General features: G+C 56.8%; 19 protein-coding genes and 1 tRNA gene. 2 read left to right on the forward strand and 18 right to left on the reverse strand.

The window, feature by feature from the left end:
* Positions 1-2 precede the first annotated feature (2 nt).
* Positions 3-575: a thymidine kinase gene (locus ACOAP0_RS01195; protein ID WP_498375938.1), complete on the forward strand. Its 573-nt coding sequence runs from the start codon at positions 3-5 to the stop codon at positions 573-575.
* 77 nt (positions 576-652) lie between these two features.
* Here the strand turns inward: ACOAP0_RS01195 and ACOAP0_RS01200 are convergent.
* The 17 genes from ACOAP0_RS01200 to ACOAP0_RS01280 form a co-directional block, all read right to left on the reverse strand.
* A tRNA-Pro gene (locus ACOAP0_RS01200) sits at positions 653-729 on the reverse strand.
* Positions 730-766: 37 nt separating this feature from the next.
* Positions 767-1,216, reverse strand: a complete 450-nt coding sequence (locus tag ACOAP0_RS01205; protein WP_481873217.1) for a MerR family transcriptional regulator — start codon at positions 1,214-1,216, stop codon at positions 767-769.
* A gap of 109 nt (positions 1,217-1,325) precedes the next feature.
* Positions 1,326-1,655 (reverse strand): integration host factor subunit alpha, encoded by a 330-nt coding sequence (locus ACOAP0_RS01210; protein WP_087497165.1) that lies wholly within the window; start codon positions 1,653-1,655, stop codon positions 1,326-1,328.
* 26 nt (positions 1,656-1,681) lie between these two features.
* A complete protein-coding gene (gene pheT / locus ACOAP0_RS01215) occupies positions 1,682-4,117 on the reverse strand; it encodes a phenylalanine--tRNA ligase subunit beta (protein WP_498375937.1) in 2,436 nt (811 codons plus the stop codon).
* Positions 4,118-4,150: 33 nt separating this feature from the next.
* Positions 4,151-5,221 carry a phenylalanine--tRNA ligase subunit alpha gene (gene pheS, locus ACOAP0_RS01220; RefSeq protein WP_498375936.1) on the reverse strand — a complete coding sequence of 357 codons (1,071 nt, stop codon included), beginning with the start codon at positions 5,219-5,221 and terminating at the stop codon, positions 4,151-4,153.
* A gap of 113 nt (positions 5,222-5,334) precedes the next feature.
* On the reverse strand, positions 5,335-5,694 hold the full coding sequence (rplT, locus tag ACOAP0_RS01225; protein ID WP_087494119.1) for a 50S ribosomal protein L20: 360 nt from the start codon (positions 5,692-5,694) through the stop codon (positions 5,335-5,337).
* A gap of 25 nt (positions 5,695-5,719) precedes the next feature.
* Positions 5,720-5,923: a 50S ribosomal protein L35 gene (gene rpmI, locus ACOAP0_RS01230; RefSeq protein WP_087497166.1), complete on the reverse strand. Its 204-nt coding sequence runs from the start codon at positions 5,921-5,923 to the stop codon at positions 5,720-5,722.
* A 165-nt stretch (positions 5,924-6,088) separates the two neighbouring features.
* Positions 6,089-6,679: a translation initiation factor IF-3 gene (gene infC, locus ACOAP0_RS01235; protein WP_087494120.1), complete on the reverse strand. Its 591-nt coding sequence runs from the start codon at positions 6,677-6,679 to the stop codon at positions 6,089-6,091.
* Positions 6,680-6,767: 88 nt separating this feature from the next.
* Positions 6,768-8,702, reverse strand: coding sequence for a threonine--tRNA ligase (gene thrS, locus ACOAP0_RS01240; RefSeq protein ID WP_498375935.1), 1,935 nt, complete (start codon positions 8,700-8,702; stop codon positions 6,768-6,770).
* Positions 8,703-8,972: 270 nt separating this feature from the next.
* Positions 8,973-10,304, reverse strand: coding sequence for an isocitrate lyase (aceA, locus tag ACOAP0_RS01245; protein ID WP_087494122.1), 1,332 nt, complete (start codon positions 10,302-10,304; stop codon positions 8,973-8,975).
* Between the two features lie 247 nt (positions 10,305-10,551).
* Complete coding sequence (gene glnT, locus ACOAP0_RS01250; RefSeq protein WP_498375934.1) at positions 10,552-11,880, reverse strand: type III glutamate--ammonia ligase; 1,329 nt, start codon at positions 11,878-11,880, stop codon at positions 10,552-10,554.
* A gap of 76 nt (positions 11,881-11,956) precedes the next feature.
* A complete protein-coding gene (locus ACOAP0_RS01255; RefSeq protein ID WP_498375933.1) occupies positions 11,957-12,817 on the reverse strand; it encodes an ABC transporter permease in 861 nt (286 codons plus the stop codon).
* 8 nt (positions 12,818-12,825) lie between these two features.
* Positions 12,826-13,743, reverse strand: coding sequence for an ABC transporter permease (locus ACOAP0_RS01260; RefSeq protein WP_087494125.1), 918 nt, complete (start codon positions 13,741-13,743; stop codon positions 12,826-12,828).
* A gap of 8 nt (positions 13,744-13,751) precedes the next feature.
* A complete protein-coding gene (locus tag ACOAP0_RS01265) occupies positions 13,752-14,852 on the reverse strand; it encodes an ABC transporter ATP-binding protein (protein WP_498375932.1) in 1,101 nt (366 codons plus the stop codon).
* 88 nt (positions 14,853-14,940) lie between these two features.
* Positions 14,941-16,101 (reverse strand): extracellular solute-binding protein, encoded by a 1,161-nt coding sequence (locus ACOAP0_RS01270; RefSeq protein ID WP_498375930.1) that lies wholly within the window; start codon positions 16,099-16,101, stop codon positions 14,941-14,943.
* A gap of 92 nt (positions 16,102-16,193) precedes the next feature.
* Positions 16,194-17,588: an aspartate aminotransferase family protein gene (locus ACOAP0_RS01275; RefSeq protein ID WP_498375929.1), complete on the reverse strand. Its 1,395-nt coding sequence runs from the start codon at positions 17,586-17,588 to the stop codon at positions 16,194-16,196.
* Positions 17,589-17,616: 28 nt separating this feature from the next.
* Positions 17,617-18,984 (reverse strand): glutamine synthetase family protein, encoded by a 1,368-nt coding sequence (locus ACOAP0_RS01280; RefSeq protein WP_087494129.1) that lies wholly within the window; start codon positions 18,982-18,984, stop codon positions 17,617-17,619.
* Between the two features lie 141 nt (positions 18,985-19,125).
* On the opposite strand from ACOAP0_RS01280, the gene pdxR reads away from it, so the two are divergent.
* Positions 19,126-20,586 carry a MocR-like pyridoxine biosynthesis transcription factor PdxR gene (gene pdxR, locus ACOAP0_RS01285; RefSeq protein WP_498375928.1) on the forward strand — a complete coding sequence of 487 codons (1,461 nt, stop codon included), beginning with the start codon at positions 19,126-19,128 and terminating at the stop codon, positions 20,584-20,586.
* Here the strand turns inward: pdxR and ACOAP0_RS01290 are convergent.
* Positions 20,570-21,874 (reverse strand): NAD(P)/FAD-dependent oxidoreductase, encoded by a 1,305-nt coding sequence (locus ACOAP0_RS01290; RefSeq protein WP_498375927.1) that lies wholly within the window; start codon positions 21,872-21,874, stop codon positions 20,570-20,572. The genes pdxR and ACOAP0_RS01290 overlap by 17 nt on opposite strands.
* Positions 21,875-21,876 lie beyond the last annotated feature (2 nt).

Below are 21,876 nucleotides of genomic sequence, written 5' to 3' on the forward strand. Positions count from 1 at the left end.
CCATGGCCAAACTCTTTTTCCGCTACTCGGCCATGAATGCCGGCAAGTCCACCTCCCTGCTTCAAATCGCCTACAACTACGAAGAACAGGGTCAGCGGGTGCGGCTCTATACCGCCCGCATTGACGACCGCAGTGGCGTAGGCAGCATCGCATCCCGACTCGGCATTCAGCGTCAAGCTGACACGTTTGATGAACACACGGACTTCGAAGCCCTGCTAAGCGCGCAAGCCGGCTTGGCTTGCGTTCTCATCGATGAAGCCCAGTTCCTGCAACCGGAACAGGTGCGCCAGCTGCACCGCATAGCGCACATGGCCAACATCCCTGCGATTTGCTTTGGCCTGCGCTCCGACTTTCAGGGCAAGCCCTTCGCCGGGGCAGCCCATTTGCTGACGCTGGCCGATGACATTGAAGAGATCAAGACCATCTGTGCTTGTGGTCGCAAGGCCACGATGAATGTACGGGTTGACGACGAAGGCAATCGCGTAAGTGAAGGCGAGCAAGTAGTCATAGGTGGAAACAACCGATACCAACAGGCTTGTGCCCGCTGCTTTTATGAGGGCGCCACTGACCATTGAAACGGAAATAAGGCGCGAAACTGCAGCCCAATGAGAAAAGCCGTTAAGCATTTCTGCTTAACGGCTTTATCATTTTTTGGTCGGTGTGAAAGGATTCGAACCTTCGACCCCTTGCACCCCATGCAAGTGCGCTACCAGGCTGCGCCACACACCGATCGAGCCTCAAATTATAACCAGATATTCAGGTGTCTTTAGGCTGGAGCCAGAAGAAGTTCACGAATATCCATCAATTCCCTTTTGATGGCCTGCATCTCAATGCCTGCAATCTCATCAGGTGCGGATTCCGTGAGGTCTTCAAAGTCATCGATCTCGACCTCATCCAGCTCAAGCACCTCCATACCGTCCAGCTGAACTTCGCCATTGCGCTTCTTGTCACGCTCGGCCTGAAGCAACTCCTGCATCTTGTTGCGGGCACCGCTGATGGTGAAGCCTTGGTCATAGAGAAGATCACGGATTTTCCGGATCATCAGAACTTCATGGTGCTGGTAGTAGCGGCGGTTGCCACGGCGCTTCATCGGCCGCAGCTGCGTGAATTCCTGCTCCCAATAACGTAGCACATGCGGCTTGACGCCACACAAATCGCCCACCTCACCGATGGTGAAATAGCGTTTGGCGGGGATGGGAGGAAGCGTTTTCTCCATTGAAATCAATGCTGTACGAGACAAAGCGTAGAGGTTACTCTAAGTTTTGTCTGTACGCAAAGATTCCTTTACACAGCGGCTACAAATAAATCAGCAGCTGTGCTTTAGTTCACGACTCGGTCTTGCCTTCGTCTTGAATTTGCTCTTTGAGCTTGTGGCTAGCATGAAAGGTCACCACTCTGCGCGCTTGGATGGGAATGGCCTCACCCGTGCGCGGATTGCGACCGGGACGGGGGGCTTTGGTGCGGATCTGAAAGTTGCCGAACCCGGAAATCTTCACGTCCGTGCCATCGACCAGGCTACTCGCGATGAGGTCAAAGAACGCGTCAATCATGTCTTTTGACTCGCGCTTGTTCAGTCCGATTTGCTCAAACAGCAAATCGGACAGTTGCGCCTTGGTCAATGCCGGGGTTTCCAGACTTTCAACAGAAAATTCCATGACTGCGCCCTTCTGCGGTTCAAGCATTACGCACGCTGACGGGCGCCCACCGACGTCACCAACTGGTCCACCACGGCTTTCATGGCAGATTCAATTTGTTCTTCCGTCAGCGTAGCTTCGTCACTGTTCAGGGTCAGACGCAATGCCAAGCTGCGGTCGGCATTACCGGCAGCGGCTTCAACGTCTTTAGTTACCTTAGGCCGGTATACGTCGAATAGCTGGACGTCACGCAGCAGCCCTTGCGTTGGTGCGGCGCGCACTGCTGCCACCAGGTCGGCATGGGTGACCTGGTCACCCACCACAACGGCCACGTCGCGCTGTACGGCTTGGAACTTGGCGACACTCTGGAAGACGGGCACTTGGCGTGCAAGGACGGCATCCAGTTCCAATTCAAACACGATGGGCGCGGTGGTCAGCTCATAGGACTGGCGCCACTTGGGGTGCAACTCGCCTACGAACCCGACGGAGCGACCGTTGAGTTTGATTTCTGCTGTGCGGCCTGGGTGCAATGCGGGATGCTGGCCGGGTACAAACTCAGGCTTCAGGGGCGCGAGCAAGGCCTCGACATCCCCCTTCACGTCAAAGAAGTCTACGCCCTGCTCTTTGCGGCCCCATTGCAATGCATCAGCACCGCCACTGGCCAAGCCGGATACGCGCATAGGCTGGTCAAAGCCTTCAACCGTGGAGTCGGTACTCTTGATTGAGGCATTGCGCAGGAACACACGACCCAACTCAAATACCCGCACCCGTGGTGCCTTGCGGGCCAGATTGAAGCGCAGCACTTGCAGCAAGGATCCGATCAGGGAGGAACGCATGACGCTCATCTGGCTGGCAATCGGATTCAACAGTTTGATGGGGTTCGGATTACCGGCAAGCTCGTGCTCCCAGCGCTCTTCCACGAAACTGAAGTTGATGGTTTCCTGGTAGCCCAGCGCGGCAAGTGAACGGCGCACTGCAAATGCACTGCGCTGATCTTCTTGGCGAATCTTGGCCGTGATGGGCGCTTGCGGCGGTGTGTGCGGCAAATTGTTGTAGCCCACCATGCGAGCGACTTCTTCAATCAGGTCTTCTTCGATCTGCAGATCGAAGCGGAAGGACGGAGGGGTTACCGTGATCACACCCTCAGACTCCTGCACCGGCAAACTCAAGCGACGCAGTGCATCCGCACACTGAGCTTGGGTCAGCGGCATACCGATGACCTTGACTGCACGCGCAACACGCAGAGAAACAGGTGCAGCCGCAGGAACATTGGCTACCAAATCATCTACAGGGCCGCACTGGGTTTCAGAGGTGCCGCAGATATCGATGATCAGTTGCGTGATGCGCTCAATGTGTTCCACCGTTTGCTGCGGATCCACGCCACGCTCGAAACGGTGACCGGCATCCGTCGAAAAGTTGAATCGGCGCGAACGGCCTGCGATGGACTTGGGCCACCAGAAGGCGGCTTCCACATAGATGTGGCGGGTATCGTCAGACACGGCGGTGGCATCACCGCCCATGATGCCGGCCAAGGATTCGACTTGCTGCGCATCGGCAATGACACCCACTTTTTCGTCCAAAGTCACGGTATTGCCGTTGAGAAGCTTGAGTTGCTCGCCCTGCTTGCCCCAGCGCACATCGAGTCCGCCATGGATTTTCTCGAGATCGAATATGTGGCTGGGGCGACCCAGCTCGAACATCACATAGTTCGAAATGTCTACCAAGGGGCTGACGCTGCGCTGGCCACAACGAGCCAGTCGGTCCACCATCCACTGAGGCGTTTTGGCTTTGGTATTGACGTTGCGGATGATGCGCCCGGAGAAACGGCCACACAAACCTGGAGCGCTGATTTTGACAGCCACTTTGTCCTGGATTGCGACCGCGGCTGATGGGAACTCGGGGGCCAACAAAGGCGCGCCGGTCAGGGCGGACACTTCACGCGCTACTCCATACACGCTTAAGCAATGTGCCAGGTTGGGCGTCAGTTTGAGGGTGAACAGGGTGTCGTCCAGATCCAGATACTCACGGATGTTTTTGCCCAGAGGCGCGTCCAGGGGCAGCTCCATCAGGCCGCCATGGTCTTCAGACAACTTGAGCTCGCGTGCGGAGCACAACATGCCCTGGCTTTCCACGCCACGGAGCTTGCCGACTTTGATCAGGAAGGGTTTGCCATCCTCGCCCGGAGGTAACTCCGCACCCACCAAGGCGCATGGAATTCGGATACCCACGCGTGCATTGGGGGCGCCACAGACGATGTTGAGCAGCTCGGATTGGCCCACATCGACCTTGCAGACGCGCAAGCGATCCGCATTGGGGTGTTGCTCGGCCTCCTTGATCTCACCCACTACGATGTGGGTAAAGGGAGGAGCGACAGGCTTGAGATCTTCGACCTCCAGACCAGCCATGGTCAAGGTTTCGGCGAGTTGGTCGGTAGAGATGGCGGGGTTGCAGAAAGTGCGCAACCAGGATTCTGAGAATTGCATGTTCGGGACCGGCGAGGTTGTTGTTCTTGTGGTTTACTGGAATTGCGACAGGAAGCGGACATCACCGTCGAAGAACAGGCGCAGGTCGTTCACGCCATAACGCAACATGGTCAAACGATCCGGCCCCATGCCAAAGGCAAAGCCGATGAACTTTTCAGGGTCCAAGCCCATATTGCGGATCACATTGGGGTGCACTTGGCCGGAGCCGGCGACTTCAAGCCATCGGCCTGCAAGCGGGCCGGTTTGGAACTGGATGTCGATTTCGGCGCTGGGCTCGGTGAACGGGAAAAAACTGGGGCGGAAACGTAGCACCAAGTCGTCCGACTCGAAAAAGGTTCGGCAGAAATCGGTAAAAACGAACTTCAGGTCTTTGAAGCTCACGTTTTCACCCACCCACAGGCCTTCGCACTGGTGGAACATGGGTGAATGGGTGGCATCGCTATCGACGCGGTACGTGCGCCCCGGGGCAATGACGCGGATCTCCGGCATGTCACCGGCATAGAGGCCTTCCGAAGAAGCACCCGCAGCGGCGCGGTGGGCCTTGACATGCTGCACTGCGTAACGGATTTGCATGGGGCTGGTATGGGTGCGCAGCAGGTTGGGCGCGGCCTCGGAGCCACCTTCCACATAGAAGGTGTCATGCATGGAACGGGCAGGATGGTCTTCGGGCGTATTGAGGGCGGTGAAGTTGAACCAATCGGATTCGATTTCCGGCCCTTGAGCCACTTCAAAGCCCATGGAGCCGAAGATGGCTTCAATGCGCTCCAGCGTCAAGGAAACCGGGTGCAAACCACCCTGTCCGCGCTGACGGCCGGGCAAAGTGACGTCCAGCGCTTCCGCTTGGAGCTGGGTTTGCAGTTCGGCATCGGCCAAAGCCTGGCGACGCTCGGTGAGCGCAGCCTCGATGGCCTGCTTGGCCAAGTTGATGGCGGCACCGCGGGATTTTTTCTCTTCCACGCTGAGGGCGGCCATGCCCTTCATGAGCTCGGTGATCTTGCCGGATTTGCCCAAGAAAAGGGCCTTGGCATTCTCCAGATCAGCGGGCGTGGCAGCTTGCAAAAATGCAGCTTTGGCGGTGTCAACGATGTCGTTCAACTCGGTCATAAATAGGTACTTGACGATTCAGATCAATGAAAAAGGGCTAGTGCTTTTTCAAGCGCTAGCCCTTGTTTCTGGTGCGCGGAGTGCTACTGAATCAATAGCACTCTGCTGCGGACTCAAGCAGCCAGTTTGGCTTTTACTTGTTCCACAATGCCAGCAAAAGCAGCCATGTCGTGGATAGCGATATCGGACAGAACCTTACGGTCGATCTCGATGTTGGCTTTCTTCAGACCATTGGCAAACTGGCTGTACGTCAGACCGCATTGACGGGCTGCCGCGTTGATACGGGCAATCCACAACTGACGGAACACACGTTTCTTGGTACGACGGTCACGGTAGGCATATTGCCCAGCCTTCATTACCGCTTCTTTGGCGATACGGAAGACATTACCGCGGCGACCGCGGAAACCCTTAGCAAGGGCCAGAACTTTTTTATGGCGGGCGCGAGCCGTTACACCACGTTTGACGCGAGGCATGTGATTACTCCTTGTACGTCGTTAATTAAATACCACGACCGGGCAGCATCTGTGCCATGTGACCCATGTTGGTCTCATGTACAGCTGCGGAACCGCGCAGGTGGCGTTTATTTTTAGTGGTCTTCTTGGTCAAGATGTGACGTTTGAAGGCTTGACCGCGCTTGACGGTACCACCTGGACGTACGCGGAAGCGTTTCTTCGCCGCGCTCTTGGTCTTCATTTTGGGCATGTTCATGCTCCTTTTCATTTGTGCTCGTGAGGCGTCTGGAAAACGACTTCCAGCCTTGTTGGCCCCGAGCCACTTGTGCAAAACCCGTTGCCGGGTTTGCTTTTTGCACGTCGCTTTTCAGCGACTTGCTAACCCCTGGCAGGTGACCAGACCTGCCCGGAATACTTACGCTGCAGCTTCCGCTGCAGGCTTTGGAGAGCCACCACCCGGCTTTTTACGGCCCGGCGCGATCATCATGATCATCTGGCGGCCTTCCAGCTTGGGGAACTGCTCAACGATGATGGTGTCACCCAACTCGTCGCGCATGCGCTGGAGCATGGCCAAACCAATTTCCTGGTGGGTGATTTCACGACCACGGAAACGCAAAGTGATCTTGCACTTGTCGCCATCCGCCAAGAAGCGCTTGATGTTGCGCATCTTGATGTTGTAGTCGCCGTCATCGGTACCCGGACGGAACTTGATTTCCTTGATCTCAATGACCGTCTGCTTGGCTTTCGCTTCCGCTGCCTTCTTTTGCTCTTGATACTTGAACTTGCCGTAGTCCATCAACCGGCACACGGGCGGGTTGGCAGTGGCAGCAATTTCAACCAAGTCAACGTCGAGGTCACCCGCCATGCGGAGGGCTTCCATCAGGCTGACGACACCCAGAGGCTCGTTTTCAGGGCCGGAGAGGCGAACCTCAGGGGCCATGATTTCACGGTTCAAACGGTGTTTACGTTCTTCGCGCTGGCGGCGGTCACGAAATTCAGTAGCGATGGCTCAATCCTTCACAATATCTGCTACAAAAACTGTAGCGGTTGCCGCACAGCACGCGCCGTCAAACCGGTGTTTCCTTGGGGAGACCTCAGGATGATTTGTTGGCAATGTCCGCGGTAATGCGCTCAATGAACGACTCCAAGGGCATTGCGCCGAGGTCTTGACCACCCCGGGCACGCACTGCGACAGCGCCTGCTGCCATCTCTTTGTCACCAATAACAACCAGATAAGGCAGCTTCTGCATCGAATGCTCCCGTATTTTATAGGTTATTTTCTCGTTGCGCAGATCTAAATGAACCCTAAGCCCTTGATTTTGCAGCGTTTTAGCGACGCTTCGGGCGTAATCGGCCTGTGCATCGGTGATATTGAGCACCGCTACCTGCACGGGAGCGAGCCAGGCAGGCAAGGCACCAGCGCTCTCTTCAATCAAGATGCCGATGAAGCGCTCCAGGCTGCCGACGATCGCGCGGTGCAGCATGACGGGACGATGGCGGCTACCGTCTTCCCCGACAAATTCTGCATCCAGGCGCTCGGGCAAGTTAGGATCCACTTGGATCGTGCCGCACTGCCATGGACGGCCCAAGGCGTCCTTGAGCGTGTATTCGATCTTGGGGCCGTAGAAAGCACCCTCGCCCGGCAAGTATTCAAAATCGCAGCCTGAAGCGCGCAGACCTTCAGCCAAGGCGTTTTCTGCACGGTCCCAACCCTCTTCGGTGCCGATACGTTTTTCGGGCCGGGTGGACAGTTTGTAGATGATGTTGGTGAAGCCGAAGTCTTTGTAGACCTTCTGGAGCAAGGTTGTAAAGGCTTTCACCTCATCCTGAATCTGGTCTTCAGTACAGAAGATGTGACCATCGTCTTGCGTAAAGGCACGCACGCGCATGATGCCGTGCAGTCCGCCCGAGGGCTCGTTGCGGTGGCACTGGCCGAATTCGCCGAAGCGTAAAGGCAGATCGCGGTAGCTCTTGATGCCCTGCTTGTAGATCAGGATGTGGCCCGGGCAGTTCATGGGCTTCAGGGCGTAGTCGCGCTTTTCACTCTCGGTGGTGAACATGTTTTCGCGGTACTTGTCCCAGTGGCCGGTTTTCTCCCAGAGGCTCTTGTCAATAATTTGAGGGCCCTTGACCTCAAGGTAACCGTTGTCCTGGTACACCTTGCGCATGTACTGCTCGACGCCTTGCCAGAGTGTCCAGCCCTTGGGGTGCCAGAAGACTGTACCGGGGGAATGCTCGTCGATGTGGAACAGATCGAGTTCGCGACCCAGCTTGCGGTGGTCACGCTTCTCGGCCTCTTCGAGCATGGTCAAGTGCTGCTGCAATTCGTCCTTGGTGGCCCAAGCCGTGCCGTAAATGCGCTGCAGCATTTCATTGCGATGGTCTCCACGCCAGTAGGCCCCTGCCACTTTCATGAGTTTGAAATGTTTGAGTTTGCCGGTGCTGGGCACGTGGGGGCCTCGGCACAGATCTTCAAAATTGCCTTCGCGGTACAGCGACACGTCTTCATTCGCAGGAATGCTGGCAATGATTTCTGCCTTGTATTGCTCGCCCAAACTCTTGAAGTATTCCACCGCGTCGTCACGCGGCAACACCCGACGCACAACAGGCTCATCCTTGTTGGCGAGTTCGGTCATCTTCTTTTCAATTGCGGCCAAATCCTCTGGAGTGAACGGCCGCTTGTAGGAAAAGTCATAAAAGAAACCGTGCTCGATCACGGGCCCGATGGTCACTTGCGCATCGGGGAACAGCTCCTTGACGGCATAGGCCAACAAGTGGGCCGTGGAGTGGCGAATGACTTCCAAACCATCGGCATCTTTGGCTGTGATGATGGACAGCGCGCTATCGGCGGTCATCTGGAAACTGGTGTCCACCACTTTTGCAGCATCAGCAGACTCGCCTTCGGCTCGGACCTTGCCGGCCAAAGCTGCTTTGGCCAAGCCGGTGCCGATAGAGGCAGCCACTTCGGCCACGGTAACCGGGCCGGGGAATTCACGTTTGGAACCGTCAGGGAGTGTGATGTGGATCATGGTGATGTCGAGGAAAGAGGGTCTTGAAAAGCAAAAAGCGCGGAGGGGTCCGCGCTTTACTATGAATTTGGTAGCTGACTGCGCAAAAGGCGCGCGGACTACGGCCTTATTCGCTGAAGAATGTTGCCGGTGTAGTTCGCGGTGTCATAACCAAACTGCCTTTCTCGCTCTTATACAAAGTTGATACCTGTATTTTAACCGCAGTCTGCATGGATGAAAAAAGGCCGGGCGCCTTGTGAGCGACCCGGCCTTGACTCCACAGCGGTTGGCTTAGTGGAATTGCTCTTCTTCAGTAGAACCGGTCAGTGCCTTCACAGAGGAGGAACCGCCCTGGATCACGGTAGTCACATCGTCGAAGTAACCCGCGCCGACTTCCTGCTGGTGGGACACGAAGGTGTAACCCTTTTCGCGGGCTGCGAATTCGGGCTCCTGCACCATGTTGGTGTAGTGCTTCATGCCTTCGCCTTGGGCGTATGCGTGTGCGAACTGGAAGGTGTTGAACCAGTTGATGTGGATACCTGCCAAGGTGATGAACTGGTATTTGTAACCCAGCGCAGACAGGTCTTCCTGGAAGGATGCGATCTGGCTGTCGTTGAGGTTCTTCTTCCAGTTGAAGGAAGGTGAGCAGTTGTAGGACAGCAACTTGCCGGGACAAGCAGCGTGCACCGCTTGGGCGAACTCACGGGCAAAGCCGATATCCGGCACGCCTGTTTCGCACCACACTAAGTCCGCATAAGGTGCGTATGCCACACCGCGGCTGATGGCTTGTTCCAGACCGTTTTTGACACGGTAGAAGCCTTCTTGTGTGCGCTCGCCAGTCAAGAAAGGTTTGTCGTTGGCATCGTGGTCGGAAGTGATGAGGTTGGCAGCTTCTGCATCGGTACGGGCCAGCACGATGGTGGGCACGCCCATGACGTCAGCAGCAAAGCGCGCAGAGATCAGCTTTTCAACAGCTTCCTGGGTAGGAACGAGAACCTTGCCACCCATGTGGCCGCACTTTTTCACGGCTGCCAACTGGTCTTCAAAGTGAACACCTGCAGCGCCGCTTTGAATCATGTTCTTCATCAGTTCAAACGCATTCAGCACGCCGCCGAAGCCGGCTTCTGCGTCAGCCACGATGGGCAGGAAGTAGTCGATGAATTCTTTATCGCCCGGGTTGATACCGCGGGACCACTGGATTTCGTCAGCACGCTTGAACGTGTTGTTGATGCGGCGAACCATGGTGGGCACCGAGTCGTAGGCGTACAAAGACTGGTCGGGGTACATGGTCTCAGAGGTGTTGCCGTCTGCAGCCACTTGCCAGCCGGACAGGTACACCGCTTCCAAGCCAGCCTTGGCTTGCTGCATGGCTTGGCCTGCAGAGATCGCACCGAATGCGTTGACGTAACCCTTCTTGGCGCCGCCGTTCACTTTTTCCCACAGCTTCTCAGCACCGCGCTGTGCCAGGGTGTACTCAGGCTGCAGGCTACCGCGCAGACGCACGACGTCGGCGGCGCTGTAACCACGCTTGACCAGCTTCCAACGGGGGTTGGTCGCCCAGTCTTTTTCCAAGGCTGCGATTTGTTGTTCGCGGCTCAATTGCTCTTTGATGGATTGCGGCATGAGAACACTCCTAGGTTGGTTGATTGATTCGGCCAATTTCGATTGCCGATGACTGAATTCTAAGTCTTATATAAGACACATGTTCAATCTTATGTCTTATATAAGACATAAATTTTCATCAATCAAATCAAGCACTTAGAGAATCTATTTCTCAATGCAAAATCAATAAACTCCATACGATATGGCGGCCGCGAAATCCAGACCCACTTAATTCACAATACGAAATGAAAAAGCGCCTAGTAAAAAATCAATAGAACGCAGCGTAACGCTCCATCTCCCACGCACTGACCTGCTGGTGAAAAGCGTCCCACTCAGCACGCTTGATAGCCAAAAACTGGTCCACAAAAGCTTGCCCCATGGACGCAGTCAAAGCACCATCCGCTGCCAAAGCGTCCAATGCCTCCTGCAAGCTCCGGGGCAGTTGAGCAGGCAAGGCCTCACCAGCTGCCGCTACCGCATAGAGGTCTTGCTCACAAGGCTGAGGTGGAACCATGCCACGGTCTACGCCATCGAGGCCCGCGAGCAAGGTGCCGGCCAAAGCGGCGTACACGTTACATGACGGGTCTGGCAAACGCCATTCCATGCGACCTGCCACCGTGCGCACCACACAAGTCCGGTTGTTATCTCCGTAGGCCTTCCACACAGGCGACCACGTAGTACCAGACGCACTGGCACTGCTGGCCAAACGCTTGTAGCTGTTCACTGTGGGAGCACAAATGGCAGCCAATGCATCCGCGTGCGCCAATAGGCCAGCTGCAAATGCGTGCCCTACTCGGCTCAAACCCAAGCTGCCGGACACATCAGAAAACACCGGCACACCTTCGGCATCCGTGATGCTTAAATGGAAATGCAGCCCGCTGCCGGGAGCCTGCGCCAGTGGCTTTGGCATGCAGCTAAACACCATGCCGTGACGTTCAGCCACTGCGTGTGCTGCCAGTTTGAACAGCATGAAGCGATCTGCCGCGGCCAATGCATGGTCAAAGCGATAGTTGATCTCGTACTGACCGGTGGCATCTTCATGGTCCATCTGCTGCAATTCAAAGCCCAGACTGGTGAGCGTCTGCCGCATGTCGTCCAGGTAAGCCGCATTGCGATGGATGGACTTCAAATCGTACGAAGGCTTATCCAAACCATCTTGCACGTCCGCCACTTGCCAACGGCCGTCGCGCTTGTTGAGCAGAAAGTATTCCGGCTCGATACCCACCCACAACGTCCAGCCCCGCTCTTTCAATTTCTGAATCGCTTTTTGCAGCAACTGGCGCGAGCAGGTTTCCAGAGGCTCCCCTCCGGCAAATCCGTCGCAGACCGCAAGCGCCACGCCCGGCATAAAGGGCAGCGCACGAATGGTTTCCGGCACCACACGCCCGTAATACTCACTGCGGGCCCCGTAACGCGGCAGGCCAGTACCCCAGATACTGGGACCGGCAAATCCAGCGCCTGCCTCCACCCATTCGCGCAAGTTCTCAACGGGGACCAATTTGCCCTTGGCCACACCGTGGATATCGGTGAACTGCGGCAACAGCGAATGAATACCTTGCGCTTTGAGCGCGGCTATGAGGGCGGGATAGTTATGCATAAAAATAGCCTATGGCGCCCGCCGCACCTGCGCGACGAGCTATGAAATCAATAGCGGAGCAAGCATTGCCGGACGATCAGGCCGGTTGGATGGCGGCCGTACCCGCGCGAGTGGCGGCGGCAATTTCGCGTTCCCTCTTGCGTGTCTGACGGGCAACCCACACGCTATAGCTGATGATCACAATGGTCACCGTCAAAATGAGCAAAGTGGCAGCGGCATAGATGGTCGGATTGATACCACGGCGCGCGTAGCCAAAAATGACTTGCGGCAAGGTGTTCACGCCAGGGCCGGACAGAAACTCCGAGATCACCACATCGTCAAACGACAGCGTGAAACTCAAGAGAAACGCAGCCAGGATGCCCTGCGCAATGTTCGGCAAGGTAATCAGGAAGAACACCTCATGCGGGCGGGCGCCCAAGTCCATCGCGGCCTCCTCGATGGAGCGGTTCATCTCCAGAAGACGGGATTGCACAACGACCATACCGTACGCCATGCCCAACAAGGTATGCCCCAGAATGATGGTGAACATGCCGCGTTCAGGCCAACCGAACACGTTTTGAGCACCTACCATGAGCAGCAGAAGGGACAGACCAATCACCACCTCTGGCATCACCAAGGGTGCGTTCACCATGCCGGAAAACGCAGTACGCCCGAGGAAGCGCCGGTAGCGCACCAGCACAAAGGCCGCAAAGGTACCCAGCACGGCAGACAGCACGCCTGTAACCAAGGCCACCTGAACTGACAGCCAGAAGCCTTCCACGATTTTGGTGTCTTTGGTCAGTGCCTCGTACCAACGGAATGAAAACCCGGTGAAGTTGGCATCCTGACGGGTGCTGTTGAACGAGAACACCACCATGAACAAAAGTGGCATGTAGAGGAAGGCGTACACCACGGCCAACCAGGCCTTGCCGAAGTGCTTTTCAAACCAGGCTTTCATGATTCACCTCAATGCTTGGCTTCAGCGGCTTCGCCGGTGTAGCGGTAATAAAAGGCCAAGGGCACCACAATCAGTCCGATCATGACAACCGCCAAGGCGCTCGCCCGGGGCCAGTTGTTGCTGGTGAACATTTCGTCCCAGACAACGCGGCCGATCATGATGTTTTCGGGTCCACCCAACAGGGAGGGAATGACGAATTCACCGACCGATGGAATAAACACCAGCATGAAACCCGCGACGATGCCCGCTTTGGACAGTGGCACCGTAATCAGCCAGAAGGCCTTGAATGGCGAAGTACCCAGGTCGTAAGCCGCTTCCAGCAAACGGAAGTCCATCTTCACCAGGTTGGCGTACAAGGGAAGAATCATGAAGGGCAAATACACATAGGTCATGCCCACCAGCATGGACACATTGGTGTAAAGCATTTGTACGGGCTCGGAGGTGAGGCCGACAGCCATCATGAACTGATTGATCACACCCTGGTCCGCCAGAATGCCTTTCCATGCATAGACGCGCAGCAGAAACGAGGTCCAGAACGGCAACATCACCATCATCAGCAATGCCGGCCGCACGCTAGGTTTGGACCTGGCAATGAAATAGGCGAAGGGATAGCCGATCAGCAGACACAAAACGGCCGTGCACAAGGCGTACCAGATGGAGCGCAGATAGGCTTCGATGTAGAGGGTCTGAAACAGCGGGCCGCCTTCACCGGTGCGGAAGATGGACCAATAGTTTTCGTACTTCAACTTGAGCAAACCGGTGCTCGCATCCCAGATCGGCTTGAACGGGTTGATGTCGTTGCCCATGTCTACAAAACTGATGTAGAGCAGGATCAAAAAAGGCAGCAGGAAAAAGATCAACAGCCAACCGTAGGGCACGCCGATCACAAAACGGCGACCCGGCATCGATAGATTTGTGGAGGCCATGGCAGTCCTTAATCGCGCAGCACGATGCCGGAGCGGTCACCCCACCAGAAAAACACATTGTCTTCCCAGGTGATGTCACTCAAATCCTGTCGGGAGGTGTTGGCCTCGGTGATCTTTACTTTGGTGCCGTCGGTCGCCACCACGATGTAGGTGTTGTAAGAGCCGAAATACGCAATCTCTTTGACTTTGCCCGTAAAGACATTCACCGCCGCTGCAGGTCGCGTCTTGCTGATTTCGATCTTCTCGGGGCGCACTGCAATGCCGACCGGCATATTAAGCGTGCCACTCACGCCATGGCCCACCTGAATTTCGCCGATACCGGTGACCGCTGCACAGCGGTCTACCTCGTCCACGCTGAGGCGGCCTTCGAAGATGTTCACATTCCCGATAAAGTCCGCCACGAACCGGTTGGCCGGGTGCTCATACACCTCTTCGGGGCTGCCAACCTGCAACACGCGGCCCTTGCTCATGACCGCAATTCGGCTCGCCATCGTCATGGCTTCTTCCTGGTCGTGGGTCACCATGACACAGGTCACGCCGACCTTTTCAATGATGTTCACCAGCTCGAACTGGGTTTGTTCACGCAGCTTTTTGTCCAAAGCACCCAGAGGTTCATCCAACAGCAGCAACTTGGGGCGTTTAGCAAGACTGCGGGCCAGCGCAACACGCTGCTGTTGCCCGCCCGACAATTGGTGGGGTTTGCGTTTGGCATAGGCGCCAAGCTGCACGAGATCCAGCATCTCACCGACACGCTGCTTGATTTCGTCTTTGGGCAGGCCTTCCCGCTTCAGTCCGAATGCCACGTTTTCCCAAATGTCCAGATGAGGGAAAAGCGCATAGCTCTGGAACATCATGTTGATGGGGCGGTCATACGGCGCCAGCTTGGCGACGTCCTGGCCACCTAACAAAATACGACCGGAGGTCGGCGACTCAAAGCCCGCCAACATGCGCAGCAAAGTGGATTTGCCACAACCAGAGCTGCCCAGCAAGGCAAAGATCTCGCCCTGCCCGATCGACAGTGAAACCTCGTCCACGGCGACGGCCTCGTCAAACCGCTTGACCAGCTTTTCGGTTACCAGATATCCCATTTTGTCGGGTTGCACTGCCATGTGATGACCTTTGATGATGTCTCTAGAAGCAAAAAGGGCTGTTCATACCGGCGTACAAACAGCCCTTGAAAGCACTCAAATCAGGAAATTACTTGCCTTTTTTGAATGCGTTGTAGGCGTTAGCCATGGACTCGCGCGCTTCGTTGGTGAAGCTGCTGGGAGGAATCATCTTGCCGAAGTACTCAGCATCCACAAAGATGCTCTTGTTGCTGGCGATTTCAGGCTTGATCTTGTCCACAGCGGCCTTGTTGCCGGTGTTGTAGTTCATTTCATTGGTCATCAGCGCTGCGTTGTCTGGGCGCAGATAGAAGTCGATGAACGCGTGCGCGTTGTTGGGGTGCTTGGCGTCCTTGGTCAGACCAATGGAGTCAATGAAGATCAGAGCACCGGTGCTGGGCAACAAGGCCTCGATCACATCCTTGGAGCCGTTTTCTTTGGCACGACCGGCTGCAATGTTGATATCACCTGCCCAACCGATAGCCGCGCAGGCTTTGCCGCCAGCGATGTCATCGATCATGGTGGAGCTGAACAAACGGACATCCTTGCGAACCTTGGCCAACATGGCTGCGGCTTCCTTGTAGTCGTCGCTGCTGTTGGAGTAAGCGTCCTTGCCGATGTAGTGCAGAGCCACGGGCAGAATTTCAGTCGGGGAATCCAGGTAAGCGATGCCGCAAGACTTCAGCTTGGCGGTGTACTTGGGGTTGAACACCAGGTCCCAAGCGTTTTCAGGCATGGGCATGCCACCCAAAGCCTTCTCAACCTTGGTCTTGTTGATGCCTACTGTGGTGAAGCTCCATGCCCATGGGACCAGATGCTTGTTTTCGGGGTCCGCCTTGGTCATGGTGGCCATCAATGCTGGATCCAAATTCGCCAGATTCTTGATCTTGGCTTTGTCCAGAGGCTGCAGCAGACCGCCTTCGATTTGCGGTTTGGCAAACACCGTACCGGGAACCACCAGGTCGTAACCGGTGTTGCCGGCAACCAGCTTGGCGTGCAAAGCCTCGTTGGTTTCAAACGTGTCGTAATTGACCTTGATGCCGGTTTCTTTCTCGAAGGCGGCGATCATGCCTTCGGGAATGTAGTCAGGCCAGTTGTAGATGTTCAGTACCTTCTCTTCGGTATTGGCAGGTGCTGCAGGTGCGCTGGCAACTGCTGCCGGCGCAGCTGCGGCTGCAGGCGCCTCTTCTTTTTTGCCGCAAGCGGCCAAGACCAGCGCTGAGAGCGCAAACGTGCAAAGGTACTTATTCATGGTGAGCAAATCTCCGTAGAAATGGATTCGGGGGACTACGAACTACAAGCCTGACTCAAGCAATATTCAGACCAAAAAAGATTATAGAAGTGCTATAGCAGGCCCCGGGCCTTCAACTCGGACTGAGTGAGGTCCAATGCCAGATAAATCAGGCGCATCATCTCGTCGATGTCAGCTCGCGTCATGATCAACGGGGGGGCAATGATCATCCGATCGCCGACTGCACGCATGATCAGGCCGTTTTGAAAGCAATGGCCGCGACAAATCATGCCGACGCCGTCATCGCCGTGAAAACGTGTCTTGCGGGCTTTGTCTTTCACCAACACCAAGCCACCCACGAAACCACAGGTCTCCGCCACGCCGACCAGCGGGTGGTCGTTCAGCTCGGCATAGCGCTGGGCAAAGTACGCACCGATTTCGCCATGCACCTTTTGAGGGAGCTGCTCACGCTCCATGATCTCGAGATTGGCCAAGCCCACCGCACATGCGACCGGGTGACCGCTGTAGGTATAGCCGTGGTTGAACTCACCGCCCTGCTCTATCAGCACCTTCGCCACGCGGTTTCCCACCATGACGCCGCCCAAGGGGATGTAGCCGCTGGTGATTGCCTTGGCAAAGGTCACAAGGTCGGGCTTGTAGCCGAACTTCTCATAGCCAAACCAGTGACCCAGACGACCAAAGGCACAAATGACTTCATCACTGATCAACAAGATGCCGTACTTGTCAACGATGCGCTGGATTTCAGGCCAGTAGGTGGAAGGAGGGATAATCACGCCCCCCGCGCCCTGCACTGGTTCAGCAATAAATGCCGCAACCTTGTCTGGCCCGACTGCCAGGATTTTTTCCTCCAGCCAACCTGCAGCGCGAACACCGAATTCGTCGGCGGTCTCGCCCGGCAAACCATTCTCGAAATAGTAAGGTTGCTCAATATGGGTGATATTGGGAATCGGCAGGTCGCCCTGTGCGTGCATGCCACTCATTCCCCCCAGCGAGGCACCTGCCATGGTGCTGCCGTGGTAGGCGTTGTTCCGGCTGATGATGACCTTGCGTTGCGGCTGCCCGAGCAAGTCCCAGTAGCGGCGCACCATGCGCACGTTGGAATCGTTGCTTTCGCTACCGCTGGAGGAATAGAACACATGCTGGAAGCTGCGGTCACCCACGTCAGGTGCCAGCGATGCCAATTTGGCAGCAAGTTGAACCGCCGGCACATTGGTAGTTTGGAAAAAGCTGTTGTAGTAAGGCAGCGTCATCATTTGCTGATGGGCGGCATCTGCCAGCTCTTTGCGGCCGTAGCCGGCGTTGACACACCATAATCCGCTCATGCAATCCAGAATGCGATGGCCTTCGGAGTCCCAAACGTACACACCTTCCGCACGGGTAATCACCCGCGCACCACGGCCGTTAAGGTCCTTGAAATCAGTAAACGGATGAAGGAAATGGGCGCTGTCCAAAGACTGGATCAGGGCGGTATCGACGACTGTGTTCATGGCAGGCTCGTGAATAAGCAAAACAAATTTAGACGTGGAGCAAGAGGTGCTCACGTTCCCACGGAGAGATGACTTTCATGAACTCATCAAACTCCAGCTCCTTGATTTCAGAGTAGACCGTAATGAACTCTTTGCCCAGCACCTCGTGAAGATCGGACTCCTTGCGCAGCCAGTCCAGCGCTTCGCCCAGGCTACGCGGCAAGGCATAGGGGGACAGGTACGCATCACCCCGCATTTCGGGCTTGGGTTTGATCTTGTTTTTGAGCCCCAGGTATCCGCAAGCCAGCGTCATGGCCATGGCCACGTAAGGGTTGGCATCTGCACCGATTACGCGGTTTTCCACACGGCGGGCCGCAGGTGAAGAAATGGGTGAACGGATACCTACCGTGCGGTTGTCATAACCCCACTCGATGTTGATAGGCGCCGCCGTGTTGCGGGATAGACGGCGGTAGCTGTTGACGTAGGGCGCCACCAGCACCATGGCTGCAGGGATATAGCGCTGCAAGCCGCCGATGTAATGCATAAATGCTTCGGACGGCGTGCCGTCCTCATTGCTGAACACGTTCTTGCCGGAGGCAATGTCCACGAGGCTTTGGTGTACGTGCATGGCACTGCCGGGCTCGCCGGCAATCGGCTTGGCCATGAACGTGGCATACATGTCGTGCCGCATGGCTGCTTCACGGACGGTCCGCTTGAAGAAGAAAACTTCATCCGCCAGGCCCAGGGGCTTGTTATGGAAGAAGTTGATTTCCATCTGCCCTGCCCCCACTTCGTGGATCAAGGTGTCGACGTTCAGCTCCATCTTGTCGGAATACTCGTAGATCTCTTCAAACAAGGGATCGAACTCGTTCACCGCATCAATGCTGTAGGCCTGACGGGAGGTTTCAGCGCGGCCGCTGCGCCCTACCGGTGCCCTTAGCAAGGTGTTGGGATCGGTGTTGCGCGCTGTCAGGTAGAACTCCAGCTCAGGCGCCACGATGGGCTGCAGACCTTCGGCCTCGTACAGGTCGCACACGCGGCGCAGTACGCTTCGAGGGGCGAAGGGCACCAGCTTTCCTTCATGGTCAAAGCAATCGTGAATCACCTGGGCTGTGGGATCAGCCGCCCAAGGAACGATACGCACGGACGAGGGGTCCGGCCGCAATTGCATGTCTTTGTCGGTGGGGTCGATCACGTCATAGTAGGGGCCGCTTTCGGGGAACTCACCCGTCACGCCCATGGCCACAATGGCTTGGGGCAAACGCATTCCACGGTCTTCTGTGAACTTGGCACGGGGCAAAATTTTCCCGCGAGCCACACCCGTCAAGTCAGGCACCAGACATTCGACTTCGGTGACACGCCGCTCGTTGAGCCATTGCTCCAGATCGTTGAAATTCATCGTTTTGTTTTCAGTCATTTTTCATCTCCTTGAAACGTTGCCGGCCTTGAAAGTCCTTGGCACAACGCTTGCAACAAATTCATTCTGGTGCAGAATTGGCTTCAAACCGGAGCCATTTAAACGGCCTCCATGGTGCCACTTTAACCGGACAAAACCGAATTGCTGTCAGAACTTATCCTGAGTGAAATGCACCAGCTGGCCGACAAAGGCATGCCGCTGCACCGCCAGCTTTACGAGGCCATGAGGCGCGCCATCCTCGAAGGCAAGCTCCATGCCGGCGACAAGCTTCCTTCCAGCCGGGAACTCACCCAAGATCTGGACCTCTCCCGGAACACGGTGGTGGCCGCCGTCAACCAGTTGGTGACGGAGGGCTATCTGGTCAGCCGTGTAGGCAGCGGCACCTACGTCAACGACCAAACGCGCCCCATCACACGACTTCGACCGGCACGTGCACACACCCACACCGGACTGTCTAACCGGGGTGTGGCTGTATCCACCCAGTTCACATCTGCGCAATTGGAGGTCCAACCGTTCACCCCCGGCGTTGCGGATTTCAGCGCCTTCCCGGTCTCCCTGTGGCAGCGCCTCCAGAACAAACACTGGCGCATGACCTACCCGGACATGCTGGACTACTCCTATGGCGGGGGCCACACCCCCTTGCGCCGTGCAGTCGCGGATTACCTGCGGGTCTCACGCAGTGTTCCAGTGGAAGTAGAACAAGTCATCATCACCAACGGTACCCAACAATCGCTGGACCTGTGCGCGCACATGTTGGCAGACTATGGCGATACTGTCTGGATGGAAGACCCTGCGTACTGGGGCGCAGTCAAGGCATTCACGGCAGCAGGCTTGAAGCTCCACGCTGTGGCGGTGGACCCCCAGGGCATGGCGCCTTCTGCCGTCGATGAAAAGCACCCGCCGCGGCTGATTTACACAACCCCTTCTCACCAATATCCCACGGGTGCTGTCATGTCCCTGGCAAGGCGTCAGCAGCTGTTGGCGCTGGGGCAACAGCACAACGCGTGGATTCTGGAGGATGACTACGACAGCGAATTCCGTTTCAGCGGGCCTCCCCTGTCATCGCTGGCAGGGTTGGATACCGACAGCAGGGTTTTGTACCTCGGGTCATTTTCCAAGGTGCTGTATCCGGGCTTGAAGCTGGGCTACCTCGTCGTACCCAAGAGTCTGGCTGCTGCATTCAAACAAGCGCACTATGACCTGAACCGGCCGGGACAACTCCCTTTGCAAGCGGCCCTGGCAGAGTTCATCGAGCTGGGACACTTCGCCGCGGCACTGCGCAAAGCCCGCCAGAGCTACGCCCAGCGGCGCAAATGCCTGCTGGATGCGTTGCAACCGGTATTGGGCAACCGCGCAAGCATCAGTGGTGCGGAGCAAGGCCTGCATCTTTGCCTGCAACTGCCTACAGAAGTGGACGATGAAGCCCTGGCGCGGCGCATCGGTCAGGCGGGGATGGTGGTGCGACCGCTATCTGCTTATTGCCTGCAGCGCCAAGACGCCAAGGGGCTGGTCATCGGCTACGGCTACGCCACACTGGGTGACATCGCTCATTGGGGCCCAGTATTGGCGCGGCTGGTCTCCAACGCTATAGAAGGTCTTTGAGCTGGTGATACGCCATGCCCAGCACCAAGCTGGGCATGCGCAGCAAACGCCCGCCGGGGAAGCGACGGTGCTGGATGCGGGCAAACACATCCAGGCGTTTTGCCTGACCGTCGATTGCTTGTGCCACCAAGCGGCCAGCCAAACCCGTGAGCGCGACCCCATGGCCACTGAAACCCTGCAGGTAATAGATGTTGGAGTCCAGCCGGCCGAAATCCGGTGCTCTGCTCATGCTGATGTCGACGAAACCGCCCCACACATGGTCCACCGCAACGTCTTTCAGCTCCGGAAAAGCAGCCGCCATTCGCTTGGCCATTTTTGCTTTGAGATTGGCGGGGGTAGCTGTGGAATAGCTAACGCCACCACCGAACAGCATGCGGTGGTCTGCACTGAAACGGAAATAGTCGACCGCAAAATTGTTGTCGCAAACAGCGGCATTGCCCGGCAGCAAGGCCCGAGCGGCAGATTCCCCCAAGGGCTCTGTGCCGATGACGTAAGTGCCGACGGGCATGATGCGTGCACTGATTTCCGGAGCCAGATCGGGGCCGATTTCCGGCAGGGCACAGTTACCGGCTAGCACCGCAAATTGGGCACTTACAGAACCGCATGCAGTCGACGCCCGAACCGTGGGGCCTCTGTGCAGCCCGGTCACTGCTGAGTATTCAAAAACCTGAACGCCTGCGGCCAGAGCGGCACGTGCCAAGCCCAAACCGTATTTCAGGGGATGCAGATGTCCTGACTGCCCTTCCCACGTTGCTGCGCAGTATCGTGGGCTGCGAATGTGCTGCTCAAGTGCATCGCCGGTCAGCCACTCGGTCGCGAATCCGTAGTCGCGCTCCAGCGTCTCCGCGTCTTCACGCAGGGCTTTCGCTTTGCGCGGGCTGTCGGCCACCGTCAGGTAGCCTTTGACCAAGTCGCATTCAATGCCATGCTGGGCCACGCGCTCTTGCAACAATGCAACCGCCTCCAGCGACATGTCCCAGACCTGCCTCGCCGCCGATGCACCGGCCTGCTCCTCGTAGGGCCCCTGTCCGCTGGCCAGCCCGACGATGAACTGTCCACCATTGCGACCCGAAGCGCCACTGCAAATGCGGTCGGCCTCCAGCAGCGCCACCGTGTAGCCCGCAGCCCGCAAGTCCAAGGCAGCACACAAGCCCGCAAAACCGCCCCCGACCACGACCACATCTACGGTCACGTCTCCCTGCAAGGGCGCACAGGGCTGCGGACGCTGCACACTGGCCTCGTAGTAGCTATGGCGGTTGAGCTGGGTGTCGGACTGGAGCAAGGACATGG

The sequence above is a fragment of the Curvibacter sp. Hmag1.1 genome (assembly GCF_059769165.1).